This window comes from Pseudarthrobacter sp. CC4 (assembly GCF_048957775.1).
GTDB lineage: Bacteria > Actinomycetota > Actinomycetes > Actinomycetales > Micrococcaceae > Arthrobacter.
The window spans coordinates 55241-70784 of sequence record NZ_JARCCZ010000007.1; the positions used below are offsets into that span (position 1 = coordinate 55241).

General features: G+C 61.6%; 10 protein-coding genes. 5 read left to right on the top strand and 5 right to left on the bottom strand.

The genetic code is table 11. From position 1 onward, the window contains the following. The first annotated feature begins 12 nt into the window (after window positions 1-12). From yidC to PV768_RS06645, 5 genes are all read left to right on the top strand, one after another. Window positions 13-987: a membrane protein insertase YidC gene (yidC, locus tag PV768_RS06625; protein ID WP_321214842.1), complete on the top strand. Its 975-nt coding sequence runs from the start codon at window positions 13-15 to the stop codon at window positions 985-987. After that, entirely contained in the window at window positions 987-1562 is a 576-nt protein-coding gene (locus PV768_RS06630) for a protein jag (protein ID WP_157240157.1), read from the top strand. Before yidC ends, PV768_RS06630 begins: the two co-directional genes overlap by 1 nt. A gap of 21 nt (window positions 1563-1583) precedes the next feature. After that, complete coding sequence (gene rsmG / locus PV768_RS06635) at window positions 1584-2234, top strand: 16S rRNA (guanine(527)-N(7))-methyltransferase RsmG (RefSeq protein WP_157240159.1); 651 nt, start codon at window positions 1584-1586, stop codon at window positions 2232-2234. A gap of 89 nt (window positions 2235-2323) precedes the next feature. Next, a complete protein-coding gene (locus PV768_RS06640; RefSeq protein WP_421092595.1) occupies window positions 2324-3391 on the top strand; it encodes a ParA family protein in 1068 nt (355 codons plus the stop codon). Between the two features lie 62 nt (window positions 3392-3453). Continuing rightward, on the top strand, window positions 3454-4734 hold the full coding sequence (locus PV768_RS06645) for a ParB/RepB/Spo0J family partition protein (protein WP_421092596.1): 1281 nt from the start codon (window positions 3454-3456) through the stop codon (window positions 4732-4734). A gap of 4598 nt (window positions 4735-9332) precedes the next feature. Here the strand turns inward: PV768_RS06645 and trxA are convergent. The 5 genes from trxA to PV768_RS06670 all read right to left on the bottom strand — a co-directional run bounded on the left by trxA (window position 9333) and on the right by PV768_RS06670 (window position 15381). Next, window positions 9333-9659, bottom strand: a complete 327-nt coding sequence (gene trxA / locus PV768_RS06650; RefSeq protein WP_139027242.1) for a thioredoxin — start codon at window positions 9657-9659, stop codon at window positions 9333-9335. Window positions 9660-9696: 37 nt separating this feature from the next. Then, entirely contained in the window at window positions 9697-10653 is a 957-nt protein-coding gene (gene trxB, locus PV768_RS06655) for a thioredoxin-disulfide reductase (protein WP_370460519.1), read from the bottom strand. Window positions 10654-10909: 256 nt separating this feature from the next. Beyond that, the gene (locus PV768_RS06660; protein WP_323058127.1) at window positions 10910-12484 is read right to left on the bottom strand and encodes an ABC transporter substrate-binding protein; all 1575 of its coding nucleotides are present in this window, start codon (window positions 12482-12484) and stop codon (window positions 10910-10912) included. Window positions 12485-12648: 164 nt separating this feature from the next. Further along, window positions 12649-14808: a murein biosynthesis integral membrane protein MurJ gene (gene murJ / locus PV768_RS06665; protein ID WP_421092597.1), complete on the bottom strand. Its 2160-nt coding sequence runs from the start codon at window positions 14806-14808 to the stop codon at window positions 12649-12651. A gap of 72 nt (window positions 14809-14880) precedes the next feature. Further along, entirely contained in the window at window positions 14881-15381 is a 501-nt protein-coding gene (locus PV768_RS06670) for an NUDIX hydrolase (RefSeq protein WP_157242834.1), read from the bottom strand. Window positions 15382-15544 lie beyond the last annotated feature (163 nt).

The window sequence follows — 15544 nt, forward strand, 5'->3', positions numbered from 1 at the left end:
TAGGGATATCGTATGGACTTCTTTGAAACAATCATGTTTCCGTTCAAGTGGCTTGTTTCCATCATCATGGTGGGCTTCCACGAAGGGCTGAGCAGCATCGGCCTGCCGGAAGCCTCCGGCTGGACGTGGACGCTGTCCATCATCGGGCTGGTACTGGTGATCCGTGCCGCCTTGATTCCCGTGTTCGTCAAGCAGATCAAGGCCCAGCGCGGAATGCAGCTGCTGCAGCCTGACCTGAAGAAGCTCCAGGACAAGTACAAGGGCAAGACCGACCAGCTGTCCCGCCAGGCCATGGCCCAGGAACAGATGGCCATGTATAAGAAGCACGGCACCAACCCGTTCTCTGCCTGCCTCCCCATGCTGATCCAGATGCCGTTCTTCTTCGCACTGTTCACCGTGCTCTCCGGCATCAGCGCCGCCCGTGACAAGGGCGTCGGTATCGGGGCCATGAGCCACGACCAGGTGGTCCAGTTTGACGAGTCCACCATCTTCGGGGCCACGCTGTCCGCCTCGCTCCTGCACGGTGGCGAGGGCAACCTCACTTCAGTGTGGATCCTCTCCATCCTCATGATCCTTGCCATGACGGCCTCGCAGTTCATTACGCAGAAGCAGATCATGGCCAAGAACATGTCCGAAGAGGCCATGGCCAGCCCGTTCATGCGCCAGCAGAAAATGATGCTCTACATCCTGCCCATCGTCTTTGGCGTCGGCGGCATCAACTTCCCCATCGGTGTCCTGATCTACTGGACCACCACCAACCTTTGGACCATGGCACAGCAGTTCTTCGTCATCCGCCGCATGCCGACGCCGGGATCCCCCGCCGCCAAGGCCCTCGCCGAGCGCCGTGCCGCCAAGGGCCTTCCGGCCTTGCCCATCCTGGGCGGTAAGAAGGACGAGGCGGCAGCCGAGGCTGCTGCCGCCGCGGCCGTGGCGCAGGCCAAAGCCCAGCGCATCCAGCCACAACGCAAGAACAGGAAGAAGAAGTAATGTCTGCCGAGAGCACCGAACACGCCCTTTCCGAGGACATCATCGAGAGCCGGGACGCGTCCGCGAATGGGGAATCCACGGGAACTGACGTACCCAAGGGATCGTCAGCCAGCCGCCTGGAGGAAGAGGGCGACGTGGCAGCGGACTACCTGGAGGAGCTGCTGGACATTGCCGACATCGACGGCGATATCGACATTGAAGTCCGCAACGGGCGCACCTACATCTCCATCGTGACAGAGGAAGAGTCCGATGCCCTGGACAATCTGGTGGGTGAAGACGGAGAAGTCCTTGAGGCACTCCAGGAGCTCACCAGGCTCTCCGTTCTCTCGGCGACTGACAACCGGTCCAGGCTGGTCCTGGATATCAACGGCTACCGCCAGGAGCGTACCGGCCACCTGCAGAAGATCGCGGAAGATGCGGCAGCTTCAGTGAGGGAAAACGGCGAGCCGGTGGCACTGGAACCGATGAGCGCCTATGAGCGCAAGATTGTTCATGACGCTGTTGCAGACCTGGGACTGGTCAGTGAGTCCGAGGGCGAAGGCGCCGGACGCCACATTGTTGTGTCCGCAGACTAGAGAATTGCTGATCCGCTAATCATGGTTGACATCACGGCAGCTGAACTCGTGGCCGCTGAGAAAATATTCGGCGACCGGTTGGACCTGGCTAAGCGCTATGTGGAGCACTTGGCTACCTCCGGAACGGAGCGCGGCCTTATTGGGCCGCGGGAGATTCCCCGGCTCTGGAGCCGTCATGTGCTCAATTGCGCTGTCATTGAGAGCGAGATTCCCGAGGGCAGCCATGTGGCCGACGTCGGCAGTGGTGCAGGCCTGCCGGGCCTCTGCCTCGCGATTGCCCGTCCGGACCTGGAACTGACCTTGATCGAGCCACTGGAGCGCAGGGTTATCTGGCTTCAGGAAGTGGTTGACGATCTTGGCCTGGACAACGTCACCGTAATGCGGACCCGGGCCGAGTTGGCAGTGGGACATGTGGAGGCTGACGTGGTGACAGCCCGGGCGGTGTCTGCCCTCAGCAACCTCGCCGGCCTCACGATTCCGCTCCTCGCCGGTAAGGGCGAGGTGGTGGCCATCAAGGGGCGCAGTGCGGCTGAGGAAATCGAAAAGGCCGCCAAGACCATTCGCAAACTGGGCGGCATTGAAACGTCTGTTCTGACTGTGGGCGAGAGCCTGCTGGAGGAACCTACTACTGTGGTGCGCATCGTTGTAAACAAGTCCCAAAAGAAAGCCTAGTTCAGGCCCGGTGACCCAACTCTGCCGGGTCCAGCGGTTAGGCTAGACAACGGCAGCAAATTTGGCCGAACGAGAGTGAGTGTGCCCCAGTGACCAGTAGCGAAGCCTCCACGCAACGGATACCGCCGTTCGTGTCCTTGGGGTCAGCACGTTCCGTCGCTGGTCCCATTGTGCCCCCGGCCAAGGGTGGAATTCATCCGGAAAGGGTTGCGGCAGGCGCCAACGCCATGGCCGTTTCACGTGAAACAACCGTCTCCGGTAGATCCAACATCATCGACGCCATTGATGATTCCAGCCCGATCGCCCGCGAATTGGCACATGAGACCAAACGCCGTGAACGGCTGGTGGGCCGGAAGCTTCCCCGTCCGGAGAACACGCGCGTTTTTACTGTCTCGAACCAGAAGGGTGGGGTAGGAAAGACCACCACCACCGTCAACATTGCTGCCGCCCTTGCCGCGGCCGGATTGAATGTCCTGGTCATTGATATCGATCCTCAGGGCAACGCGTCCACCGCCCTGGGAATCGAACACCATGCCGACGTGGACAGCATCTACGATGTCCTGATAAACGACGTCCCGCTCGCGGACGTAGTGGCGCCCTGCCCGGACATCAACAATTTGATCTGTGCACCCGCCACCATCCACCTTGCCGGCGCGGAGATTGAACTCGTTTCGCTGGTGGCCCGTGAGCAGCGACTGCGCCGGGCAATTGACGTCTATGCAAAGGCGCGGGAAAAGAACGGCGAGCAGCGGCTCGACTACATCTTTATCGATTGCCCGCCAAGCCTTGGACTGCTGACGGTCAATGCCTTCTGTGCAGCCAACGAGGTGCTGATCCCCATACAGTGCGAGTACTACGCACTTGAAGGACTGAGCCAGCTTCTCAAGAACATTGAGATGATCCAGAAGCACCTCAACGCGGACCTTGTGGTTTCCACCATCCTTTTGACGATGTACGACGGGCGGACGAATCTTGCCGCCCAGGTCGCGGCCGAGGTCCGCCAGCATTTTCCGGACCAGGTGCTGTCTGCTGTTGTTCCGCGTTCCGTGCGGATATCAGAGGCACCGAGCTACCAGCAGACTGTCATGACGTACGACCCTTCCTCCAGTGGAGCCCTGTCTTATCTGGAAGCCGCTGCTGAAATAGCAGAGCGCTGAATCTTCAAACTGCAACGACCGGAGCACGGCATGGCCGGGATCTACCACTGGAGGGATTACCAATGAGCGAGAAGCGACGTGGCCTGGGCCGCGGTCTTGGCGCGCTGATTCCAAGTTCCGCCGCCGCCAACGGTTCGGGCAACGGTACAGCCGCCTCCCGTCCGGTAGACCTCTTCTTCCCTGAGGGACGAAGGAAGACGGAACCAGCCGAAGAGGCCGCGGCCAACCAGTCCTCGGACAAGGCAGCAAGCCAAGGGACCGCTGCTCCGTCCACTAAGCAGCCGTCCACCGCATCTCCCGCAGGCAAGAGCACTGCCGGAAGAAGCGCCGCCGCAAAGCCCCGTTCTTCCGGCAGTGTTTCCGCCAAAACAGAAGAGGGCAGTGAATCCCCTCGCAAGGTTGAGGCCGCTCCTGATCTGCAGGCGGAGCAGCCAGGGGTGGCCGCTACGGCGTCGGCGTCTGGTGATTCCGCTGAACGGGAGGACGAGCCCACCTGGACTGACTCAGGCGTGGAGCTGGTAGAGGTGCCGGGCGTTCGCTTCGCAGAAATTTCAGTCACGGACATCCACCCCAACCGCAAACAGCCGCGATCGGTCTTCGATGAAGACGATATGGCTGAGCTCGTTCACTCCGTTCGTGAAATAGGCGTCCTCCAGCCAATTGTTGTCCGCAAATCAACCGAACCCGGTGGTGAACCCTTTGAGCTCGTCATGGGTGAGCGTCGATGGCGGGCGGTTCAGGCTGCCGGCCTCGAGACCATCCCTGCAATTGTCAGGGACACCACCGACGACGATCTTCTGCGGGACGCCCTGCTGGAGAACCTGCACCGGAGCCAGCTGAACCCCCTCGAAGAGGCGGCGGCCTACCAGCAGCTCCTCGAAGACTTCGGAACCACCCATGAGCAGCTGGCGGATCGTATCGGGCGTTCGCGTCCCCAGGTGTCGAACACCCTTCGGCTGCTCAAACTGCCCCCTTTGGTACAGCGCCGGGTCGCGGCAGGTGTATTGTCCGCAGGCCACGCCCGTGCACTGTTGGCCCTGCCCGACGCTGCAGCGATGGAGCGACTGGCCCAGAAGATCGTGGCTGAGGGGATGTCAGTGCGAGCCACTGAAGAGGCCGTAACGATGTACCAGGATCCCGCCAAGCCGGCGAAGAACAATATCCCCCGTCCTGGTGCCCGCCACGAGCGGCTCGATTACTTGGCGTCCTCCCTTTCTGACCGGCTTGATACCAACGTCAAGATTTCCCTTGGTGTCCGCAAGGGCAAGGTGAGTATCGAATTCGCAAGCGTCGAGGATCTCAACCGGATTATGGATGTCCTCGCGCCTGGTTCGAACAACTAAAGCGCATCGTTCCGCAGAAGGAAGGCCTGATTCCGTGTGAATCAGGCCTTCTTCTTTGAGCTGGGGCTACTTCCGCTTAGTGGTCATTGTCTGGGTTTTGGGGTGCCAGGATGCTGGATCTCTTCGTTTCCTGACCATCTAGTCTGTTAAGACTTTCACGCGAAGGCTGAGTGGAGTTGCTGCGTCTTAGGCAGATCGGGTTTCTATTCGGACTGCCCCGGAAGTCCAGGTCTCCGGCACTGATGATCCCCCGCTCGCTATCGTCACTCCCATGGAGCTGCGGTCTCGGACTCTCCCTATACCCGCCCGAGAGCCGAATAATTGAGGTGCCGGAACGAAATCGGTGCTCTTCCATGGTGGAACTCTCTGTATGTAGTCCTTATGCGCCGCCATCCGCAGCGTTCCCAAATGTGTTTCACGTGAAACCCCCTATTACCAGGCTCTGTTGCCGCTCATCCGTGTCCCCGCCTGCCTTCGGCGGGCACACTAGAGTAGCCCAGAGAATCTCTGTCGCGGGGCCGCGGCGCCCACTCACCTTGTCCCGCTGTCCACTTGCCGCTGATAGATACTCGAATCATTTCCGATCGTGGTCGGGGTTGAGGTTGGGTTGTATGTCGGCGGCCGATTCTTTTCTCGTCGTCCTAGGAAAGTTGCCCGAGAACTCGAATGCCACCTTCTAAGTTTTTGGTGGCAGTACCTACGTGATAACAACTACCAAGCAAGTAGCACTCGGGGCTTTCCCTATACCCGCGTAGAGCCGAACAATTGAGGTTCTGGAACGAAATGGGCGTTTCTCCTGGTGGGACTTCCCGCATCTGACCCTATCTGAGCCGCAATCCTTAGTGATTCCACGCGTGTTTCACGTGAAACCCCTGGTAACAGGCAATGTTGCCGATCATCCACGTCTCCTTCGGGCTGGATAGAAGGGTTAGCCCAGCGGACCCAGCGGTTGCCCAGAGTGTCACGGGCCGCGGTGCCCACTCGCTGCTGATAGTTAGTCGGAGTCTTTCCGATCGTCATTGGTTCGGCGTCGGTATGTCGGCGGCCGTCTGTTGTCCCGTCCTGCAAGGCAAGCTTCCCGTGTGGTCGCATGGTCACGTTCTTAGTCCTATCGGAGGCCCCTACCCCGTAACGACTACAGTGCCGGTAGCACGAGTGTCAGGCGCACTGTTTCACGTGGAACATGTGCCCTTGAGGCAAAGAGCTGGTAACTCGGGTTAAAGCCGTCCACTTAGGCTTCAAAGTTCGCGGGCCGTATATCCCGATCCGGCGCACATACATGCACTTTTCGCAGCCGCCACTCCCGGGGCGTGCGAACCAAGGCGCACACACGCCTAGGCACATCGTTCCTGGTTCTGGATGCAACTCGGCCCAGGAGATTCTGCGCGGTGGGCGTGAGTGGTGGCCTGCATTGCAGATACACCCAGGCAGGTTTTGACTGAACGTACGGCATCGTACGGCAGTGTCCGTGGGGCACATTGCCGGACGGACCCCTGCTTGTTTCACGTGAAACGATTGCTAACCCCTAGCGCTCTTGGTTTCCGCAAAGGCACAGCACGAGCAGTCGTCGAGTTTGCGCCTGCAGTAGCTCGATGATTGGCTTCGAGGAGTATGGATGAGAGGGCTACTGACAGGTGTAGGCTCATGACCGGCGAGTGAGCGATGAAGCACCAGACTCATAATCGGGTGCACGCCACTGACGGCTCAAAAGGGGCAACGCGGAGGCCGGATGCTCGGAAGGATAACCACCAGCGGTCAAGCTCTGGGATCCAATCTTGCGTTCTGGAATAGTGAGGCGGATCCCCGCGCGAGCAGACCTGTGGTGGGCGGGTTGTTGTCATCACTCCCCTGGACCGTCATAGCGCCATAGCACCGGGCCGGAGAACTCCACAACGGCTGGTTAGGGGTCGTGTAGTCCGCACGGGTTCAGTCAAGAAGATACGGGCGGCTGGACGTGCCTGCAGTCTCTCACGTGGAACAACGCGGGCTGTCGCGTCCTGCTACTAGGGGATGCCGTCCCGGCTAGCAAAGAGCCGTGCTGCGATCCAGCACGAAAGGGGCTCTCGAACCGCGGTGCAACGCACGATGCGCAGAGGCCGTCCACTGGCCGTTCACTACGGTGTCACCACCCTCTGCGGGGCGGTAAGGTCGTTGCTGTTCTCTGTCGGGGCCCTTCCGCCTTCCTGTTCCTCATATCCCCGGGGTGCCCAACATAGCGGTTTTGGGGCCGGCCGCCTTGCCATTTGAGGTGTCCCTGCCGGCAGTGGTCTTCCACACACCCTTCGGGTGTAGTGGACATGGCTGTGGATTGCGCTGTGGATAACTTTGTGGACAGTGGGCCTCACGGAACGGGAGGTTGAACCGGTACGTCGCCAGAGGGCAGTTCCTCTGGGGCATCCCCAGCTCTACGGTGCGGATTGATTCACTGCCTCGTTTCACGTGAAACAAACTAGGAGTGCAGAACGATGCTGTTTCTGCGCCTGTATCTACTAACTATGGTTTATTCAGGGACTGGGAAGGGCTTGGAATCTTGAGAGCAGGCTCGCCGGGAGACCGCAGACCGACCATAGCTTGCCACACTCGGCTGCAACTGGGGGTTGGGGCTGTCGTGGCGGATCAGCAAGCGGCGCGGGCTCTTGGCTAGGTGGCTGTGGATAAGGCTGTGGATAGGAGCGAACTGCTGGTGTGGATAACTTGTGGATAGACTAGCGGGCTGCTTGGGATCATGAGGCCCAGGTGTGGCCCATGGATGGGGTGCACATTGAGGACCTGGCTGGATTTATGGCGTTGAGGGTCCACCGGGCAGACAGCGGATTGGTTAACTGCGGCCGGCTGGTTGGATGGTCCTGACGTGACGGTTGTGAGATGGGGCCGCCGGTACGCACGCATTGAAAGAGTAGGAGGCAAGTAGTTGGCCCCCTAGATTACGTGCACCCTGCTCCCGACTCTGTTTTGGTGAAGAACCAAGGGGTGCCGGTAAGTGCACGGCCCAAGACAGAATCGGCTGGCTATAGACTCGTGGATTGTCGAGTCCGGCTCCTGCCGAGAGGTTCATACTCGGCGGTGTGCGCGCCTGGTGGTCACACCGATGTGGAGCTGTAGGCGTCAGGTACAGCAAGCTACCCTAAAATCCACATCGCAAGGCACAGGCAAGACGCCAGACGAAGGTGGGAACGTCCTAGCCAATGAGAGGAGAGGTCCCAGTCATCATGCGGTGCCTGCACTCTGGGGCCACCACGTAGGGGGCTGCAGCTTCACCAGGAGGTTTGCAGTCGCACCGCAAACTCTCCCATGCGGCGACCGCGGTGTTTCACGTGAAACGGTTCTGTACAAAGGTCGGTTCTAGGCGCGCGCTCCCCCGGGCTGAAACGGGAGGGGTGGTGCCCCCAAACTCGACCGGGGCCCCGGCGAACTGCCGGGGTGTGCTGTCAGCGTTCATGCCACCTGAGAGTTCGAGCCTCCAGAACCTAGAACCAAGCGGCAGCCCGGGAGGAGCAGATCCACCAGCCATCGCCGACGGTCTCATTAAGCGGGCGGTCTCGTAGTCGCCGTGTCATGAGTATGAGTATGGGGAACGACCAACCTGCTCAGGCAGGAGAGGGACACAGACCGGTTGGACAGGCTCCGTTGGATCTAGCCGCCGCAGCCAAGTTGAGCACCCCGGTTGAACTTCAATGACCACCAGATGACAGCAGAACAGGGTGAAGTCCGTACAGGAGACCAGGTGGCTCCCCCGGAGAAATTCATGGCTATTAGCTCCAATGTCCCTTGGCCGCCTGTCGGGCCAAGTCTGCGGGGTGCGATTGGGGCGCACGGTTTTTGGTTGCCTCGCCAGTGTCGCGCACCGCTGGCGTGCAGTGATTGTCCGCGGGTCGTGGGAAGGCACTTAGAGACGAGGTGCACTGCAGTTAGAGCGAGCCTTCGGAAGAAGGACTGCGCGTTGACCTTGAGCCCGGCATCGCGCGGCCAGTAGGGCGGCTGTCCTTGGCTGCGCTCACCCCAACTTAGCTGTGCGTTGTGGAAAGGCCCGTGAGGCATCATTTGTCTTCTGCTTCACCTAACGGCTAGGTAGCGATTTCAATCTTGGTGCCGCGCTGGCGGCGTGTTTCACGTGAAACACGCCGCCCCCGCACCGCAGCATTCAGTCACGAGGTGTACCACTCACCACGTACGGATAGAAGCAATTCCTGTCCCGGCGCAGGTGTAAGTACGGTTCCTGTGCGATTGCCTACCGGAGCGGGAGGAATCCGCAGGGCGGGGCCGCATGGTGGGGCCTTCTCAGCACGAGATTAACCCAACCAAATAGGGCGGAGCTACGTGGATTGCAGTGCGTCATCCCTAATATGGAGCTCCCCTTAGCAGTGCGGGTGAAGTGCGGGTGACCCGGTCCTCTTATAGAGGCGGTGTACCGCGACTGCCGGACGGCCACGTTTCACGTGAAACAGCGGACCGCAGGGACTGACGGCGCTCACGAGCGGATGCGCGCACAGCCCCCGCAGTCTCACGAGCCTCACAGTTGCTCGTGTCCAGTTCCTGAAACAAAAGTGGCCACCGCCGGAAGGCGGTGGCCACTCGAGAAACTGCAGAAACCGCAGAACCTAGGACAGGACGTCAGCGAATTCCTTTTCGAAGAACTGCTTCGGCTTAGCGCCAATAACCGTGCTCTTCACTTCACCACCCTGGAACAGGTAGACAGCCGGGATGGAGGTGATGCCGTATTCGGCTGCGATGGATGGGTTGTCGTCCACGTTTACCTTGACGACATCAACCTTCTCGCTGTATTCCACCGAAATCTCGTCCAGGATCGGACCGAGCTTGCGGCAGGGCCCGCACCATTCGGCCCAGAAATCCACAATAACCGGCTTGTCGGAGGACAGAACGTCCGTGCTGAAGCTAGCGTCTGTTACGTCTTTGGCGTTACTCATAACCCTTGTCTCTCTCTTCGGATATTGGTTGCGGTGATTATGCGGGCAAGTCAGCGAGGTAATGCTCTACATCGATTGCGGCTACACAACCCGAACCGGATGCCGTGATGGCTTGGCGGTACGTGGGGTCCACAACGTCGCCGGCGGCGAAAACGCCGGGGATACTTGTCTTCGAGCTGCGGCCTTCGACGGCAATGGTCCCCTCGGGTGTCAGGTCAAGGACATCCTTGATCAGGTCAGTCCTGGGATCGTTGCCGATGGCCACGAACACGCCGGTCACCGAAAGATCGGAAACTGTTCCGTCAACGAGGTTCTTCAGCTTCAGGCCGCTGACTTTGTCCTCGCCTACAACATCGTCCACGGTGCTGTTCCAGATGAAGTTGATCTTTTCGTGGGCCAAAGCGCGGTCGGCCATGATCTTGGATGCCTTCAAGGTGTCGCGCCGATGGACAACTGTCACGGATTTCGCGAACTTGGTGAGGAAGAGTGCTTCCTCCATAGCGGAGTCTCCCCCGCCGATCACCGCAATGTCCTGGTCCTTGAAAAAGAAACCGTCACAGGTTGCACACCAGCTAACGCCGTGGCCTGACAGGCGCTTTTCGTTCGGCAGCCCGAGCTCCCGGTAGGCGGACCCTGTAGAAAGAATGATTGCCTTCGCACGGAAGCTCTCGCCCGTGGCAATGGTCACCGTCTTTACAGGACCTTCGAGGTCAAGGGAGGTCACATCCTCGAACTGGATCTCCGTGCCAAAGCGTGAGGCCTGCTTTTCGAAGTTCTCCATCAGGTCCGGGCCCATGATCCCTTCCGGGAAACCGGGATAGTTCTCGACGTCGGTGGTGTTCATCAGCTCACCGCCGGCGGTAACGGAGCCTGCAAGCAAAAGCGGCTTGAGGTTGGCACGGGCGGTGTATACAGCTGCCGTGTAACCAGCCGGGCCAGAGCCCACAATGATGACATCACGTACGTCGGACGCGGTGTTTTCTGCGATGGTCACTGAACGGTGAACCTCTTCCTTATTTGACGCGCCTCCCCGTGGAGGCCGGCCACATGGCACAACTGTTACTTGATCCTGAATATTCCGGCGCCTGGACGTGCTGAAACACAGGTAGACAGCAGACAACCGTCACCGCAGGCGCTCTTCCAAGGTTACAGCCCCACCAGGCAGGCGCTGCGCCTCCCCCGGCCACCGGCAGCGGCAACCGCCCGACAGCCCACATCACGGCGGCAGCCGCGCTTCAAGTAGCGGGAGGTTACTGCACCTTGATCTCGGCGAGCCGGACGCCGTAACCATAGCGCGTCTTAGGAGCGGCAAGCCGTGGCAGGGAGTTGATGGAGACAATCACGTACTGGGCCTGGACCGGCTCGGCCAAGGGCATTGTCAGGTCGGTTGACGTGAAACTGTTGGTCCCTACGGCTTTGGCACCATCCAGTGCAGGCCGGTCGTTGGTGTACACCGTGATGTTGCCACCGGATCCCCCCAACTGCGAAAGCGTGATGGATGAAACCTTGGCAGGGTTCTTGAGCTTTACCACCAGCGGGACGCCCTGGGGTGCCAGGCCGCCCCAGTTTTCGGTTGCGAACTCCATGTCCGACCAGTAGCTGGCAGCGTTGCCGTCATAGGCCTTCACCAAGTCACCATCGAAGGTGGCGGCGAAATCGAAGCTCCCCTGCCTGCTGATATTTTCAATTGCCGGCGGGGCGGCGGGAGCAGCGGAGGTCGGCGCCTGCGTTCCGGGTGCCGTGGTCTCCGGGGCACCACCATTGGTGGCAGGGGCGGTGGGAACCGCCTGCGGCTGCGGGGAGAAAAGGCTGCCCAGGTTTGTTACGGCGAAAACAAGCCCGGCAATGAGGACTACAGCGAGCAACCCGCCAACGAGCCATCGCATGGACCTGGGCTCGCGGCCGCCCTCGTCACGGTCGTCGTCATACCCGCTTTGGCTGTCAAATGAAGCACCTGCAGCGGCAGGCGCGGCAGAGCGCGCAAACAAGGAGGACTTATTGTTCTCCGTTTGAGGTTCGTCTTCAACCGGCGCGCCGGAAGGCTGGTCCTCGGCATAGGCGTAATCGGCGTCGGACCACAGGGACACTTTCGGCTTTCCGCCCGGGGTACCCTCCCCGCTTTCGGGAGCCGGTACCGGCTGGTGGTCCCGTCCGTGGCCAGCGCTCAGAGGAGTGGCGCGGGTTTCTGCTTCGCTGCCGCTACGGGTTCCGGAGCCGGCTTCAGCAGCAGCCGCAGCACCTGCCGCACCGCCCACTGCTGCTGCCCCGCCCATTGCGGAGGCACCGGTGGAGTTACGGGCGGAGGAAGGCGACGCCGCCGGCCGGGCAGGCGGTTTCGGCGGCACAACCGGTGCCTGCCGGTAGGGATCCACCTGGCTTGGGTGTGCATCGGAGTACTTGATGTAGCCCGCTTCAATGTGGTCTTCGTCGTCGTAGGGTTCGGGCTCGTTCGACCTTGGCTGGCCAAAGATCTCGCTGCCCAGGGTGTCGGTGAAGAAGGGTTCCACATAGGGCGGATTCGACGCGACCACCAGGTCCAGCAGATCCGCAGCCGACGTGTGGTTGGTGATGAGGTAGGTGGCAGCCTCGGTCATGCCAAGGTCCAGGACCTGGACGGTGCCGGGCCGCTCACCGGTAGCCACTTCCCGGGCGCTCTGGGCAACCTGCTCGGTGTTGCCGGGGCCGGCAACCAGGATGCTGACGGGACGGTTCAGGACCTGGTCCACACCGTCCAGCACCAGATCGTGGTCGTGCGAGGCCAATACAGTGGCGGTGACCTTGTAACGGCCGCCCAGTACTGATCCGACATCGATCGGGTTGGACACGTGTTCCTCCTAGACTGTCCGGGAGTGCCGGCTTGAATGATGCAACCGCCATCCAGGAGCCGCCGGGCGGCTGGCCCTGGATGCAACTACCCCTGTACCTTCTCGATCCTAGCCGATTGCGTCCCTTGCGCCCTGGATAAAGGCGGCGGCGGCCGGCTCGAAAGTCACTTTTTTCGGGGGCGCCGTGGCTTGAAGTAGGGGTTCTCGCCGGGCTTCCCCTGGAAGGTACGGCGTCCTGGCAGCGGAATCTGTTCCCGCAGCAAACCTCCCCGGGCCGTACTGGGCTGGTCCTCCGCGGGAAGGTAGTCCTCGTCGGACGAAGCCGGGCCGTCGCCGTCGCGCGCCTGCCTCCGCCGTGTCCCGTGTTCCGCGTCCTCCTGTTCCGGAGCCGGCCCGGCCCTGAAGGAAACGGCGTCGAACTCGCCGGAAATCCGGGGAATTAGCCCGGTGTCCACGGAGGTGGTGGCACGCTCCGGCGCGGGCCGCCGTGGTCCACCGGAGGCTCCGCCGGGGGGAGAGTCCGACGGCGGGGTCCCGGCTTCCGCGGAAGGTGACGGCGGTGCGCCGCGGCCCAGCCGTCCCAAGAGGGGGCGGAGCAGGTCGCGCAGTTCGGCAACGCGGAACAGCTTGAGCAGGAAGAAGTAGGCCACCAGCATGACCGGGCCCACCACGACGAGCGTTATGAGGGCTGTAATCCGGTCGCGCCAGGCGAAACCGTCCGGGCTGTAGCTGCCCATCAGCCAGAGCGCACCTGCACCTGCAATGGCCGAACCAAGCGCTGCATACCCCATGCGGATGTAGGAGTTGGCGATCCTTGGCCCGTCCAGGTGACCCAACAGGCGCCGCAGGAAGTACGCACTGATGACCACCGACAGGATGTTGCCCACCATATAGAGGACGGCGATGGCGTAGATGATCTGGGTGACCGGCAGGAACTGGATGGCGAACGCGCCCGCCACGTAGACAACGGCCAGGAGCAGCTGGATGAAGAACGGCGTCCGGGCGTCCTCATTCGCGTAAAACACCCGGGACATCATGAAGTTGGCGCTCATGAACGGCGTGCTCAGCGCCAGGATGGTGAGCGTCTGGGCCAGCATCACGCCGTCCTGGCGAAGCCCTCCGGAGAAGAACATGCCCAGGGGACCGGCGAGGGCAAAGAGGGCCAGGGCACCAAACACAGTGGCAACCGCCATGGTCCGCAGGCCGTGGGAGAGTGCATCGCGCAGCTCGTCATGGTTCCCGTCCTGCGAAGCCCGGGTCATCCGGTTGAACAGCACCGTGGCCAGTGACAGCGCGATGATGGAGTGCGGCAGCAGGTAGAGCTGGCTGGCAACCTCCAGCACGGCGTTGCCGGGCAGCATGTTCGCTGCAGGGTCTCCCGCCTGCTGCAGCCGGATGCGTTCCGCCCCGGGGATGGTGGCGATGCGCATGACGTACAGGAAGGCAAGCTGCCCGACGGCGGCCGTCAGCAAGGTCCAGACGCTCAGCCTGGCTGCCTGGCCCAGTCCTACTCCCCGCCAGCCGAACCGGGGCCGGAGGCCCAGCCGCAGCCGGATCACCGGAATCATCAGGATGGCGGTCTGGGATATCACGCCGATGGTGGAAAAGCCCGCCACCAGCAGGGTTTGGGTGCTGCCCCAGTTGTCCAGGGTGTGCGGATTCAGCTCGTTCGCACCGAAGATCCAGATGAACATGCCCAGGCCGGCGATGGCCACCACGTTATTAAGGATGGGCGCCCACATGGCAGGGCCGAATGCGCCGTTTGCGTTCAGCACCTGGGTGAGGAGGGCGTAAAGGCCGTAGAAGAAGATTTGGGGCAGGCACCAGAACGCGAAGGTGACGGCCAGGGCCTTCTGCTGGGGACTGTATCCCTGGGTGGTGAGCTCAATGACCCCCGGGGCCGCCAGCGTTACCAGGGCTGTCAGCCCCAGCAGGAGGAGCACAGCCAGCGTCAGCAGCCGGCTGATGTAGTCCGCTCCCCTGTCCGGAGCCTTGCTTGCCTTGATGATCTGCGGCACCAGGACCGCGTTGAACACGCCCCCGGCAACCAGCAGGAAGATCAGGTTGGGCAGGTTGTTGGCGTTGATGAGGGTGTCATTGACGGTGGAGCCAAGACCCAGGGCAGTGCCCAGCATCCAGGTCTTTCCAAAACCCAGGAACCGCGAAACGAGCGTCCCGGCAGCCATGATGGCGCTGGACCTGGTTTCGCTGGCAACCGTGCCGCCAGGGGAACTGTCCGCGCCGGCCGGCGCGGGGGGAACGCCGTCAGGGGCGGCGTCACCGGGCGGGCCGGCTTTATCGGAAGGAAAGTTGGTAGCTGACATCGAGTTCATCGTCTCACCCGAAGGCAGTTAAAGCCGCAATGCAGGCACCGGCTGCCCGGGGCGGCTGCAGCCCTAAAGGTGCCCGGGAAGGACTTCCCGGGCCAGATCGGCGATCCGGCGCTCGTTGGGGAAGGACAGCTTGCGCGCCAGTTCCTGGATGGGGACCCAGGCCACGTCCACGGCTTCCTGGTCCGGATCGTTCTCGATGGTGAGCTCGCCGCCCGTGGCCCGCAGGAGGTAGTGATGGACCGTTTTGTGGACCCGATGGCCGCTGACGGTAAACCAGTAGTCGATGCTTCCCAGCGGTGCGAGGATGTCGCCTTCAATGCCGGTTTCCTCGGCAATTTCTCGGACGGCGGCCTGCTCGTTGTTTTCTTTTCCCTCCGGGTGGCCTTTGGGAAGGCACCACTCCAGGCGTCCGCCGCGATTAAGGCGGGCGATAATCGCAACCCTCAACTCGGCGTCGGACGTGTCCACCACGACGCCGCCGGCGGAGACCTCCTCCACCGTGGGCAGCGATGCCGGTGCCGAATGCTGGGCAGGCGCAACGTGCGCACCAATTGCCGATGGCAATGGCGCGTTCGTCCTCCTGCCGGGAGCGCTCGGTACTGGATGGGCCATGGAGTCCACTCTAACGACTGTTGCCCGTTCGTGATGACCGGAACATGACACCAACATGGACGGCATATGACGCACTTTGCCGTGCACTGAGCGATTCCGCGCGATCTTGACCCTA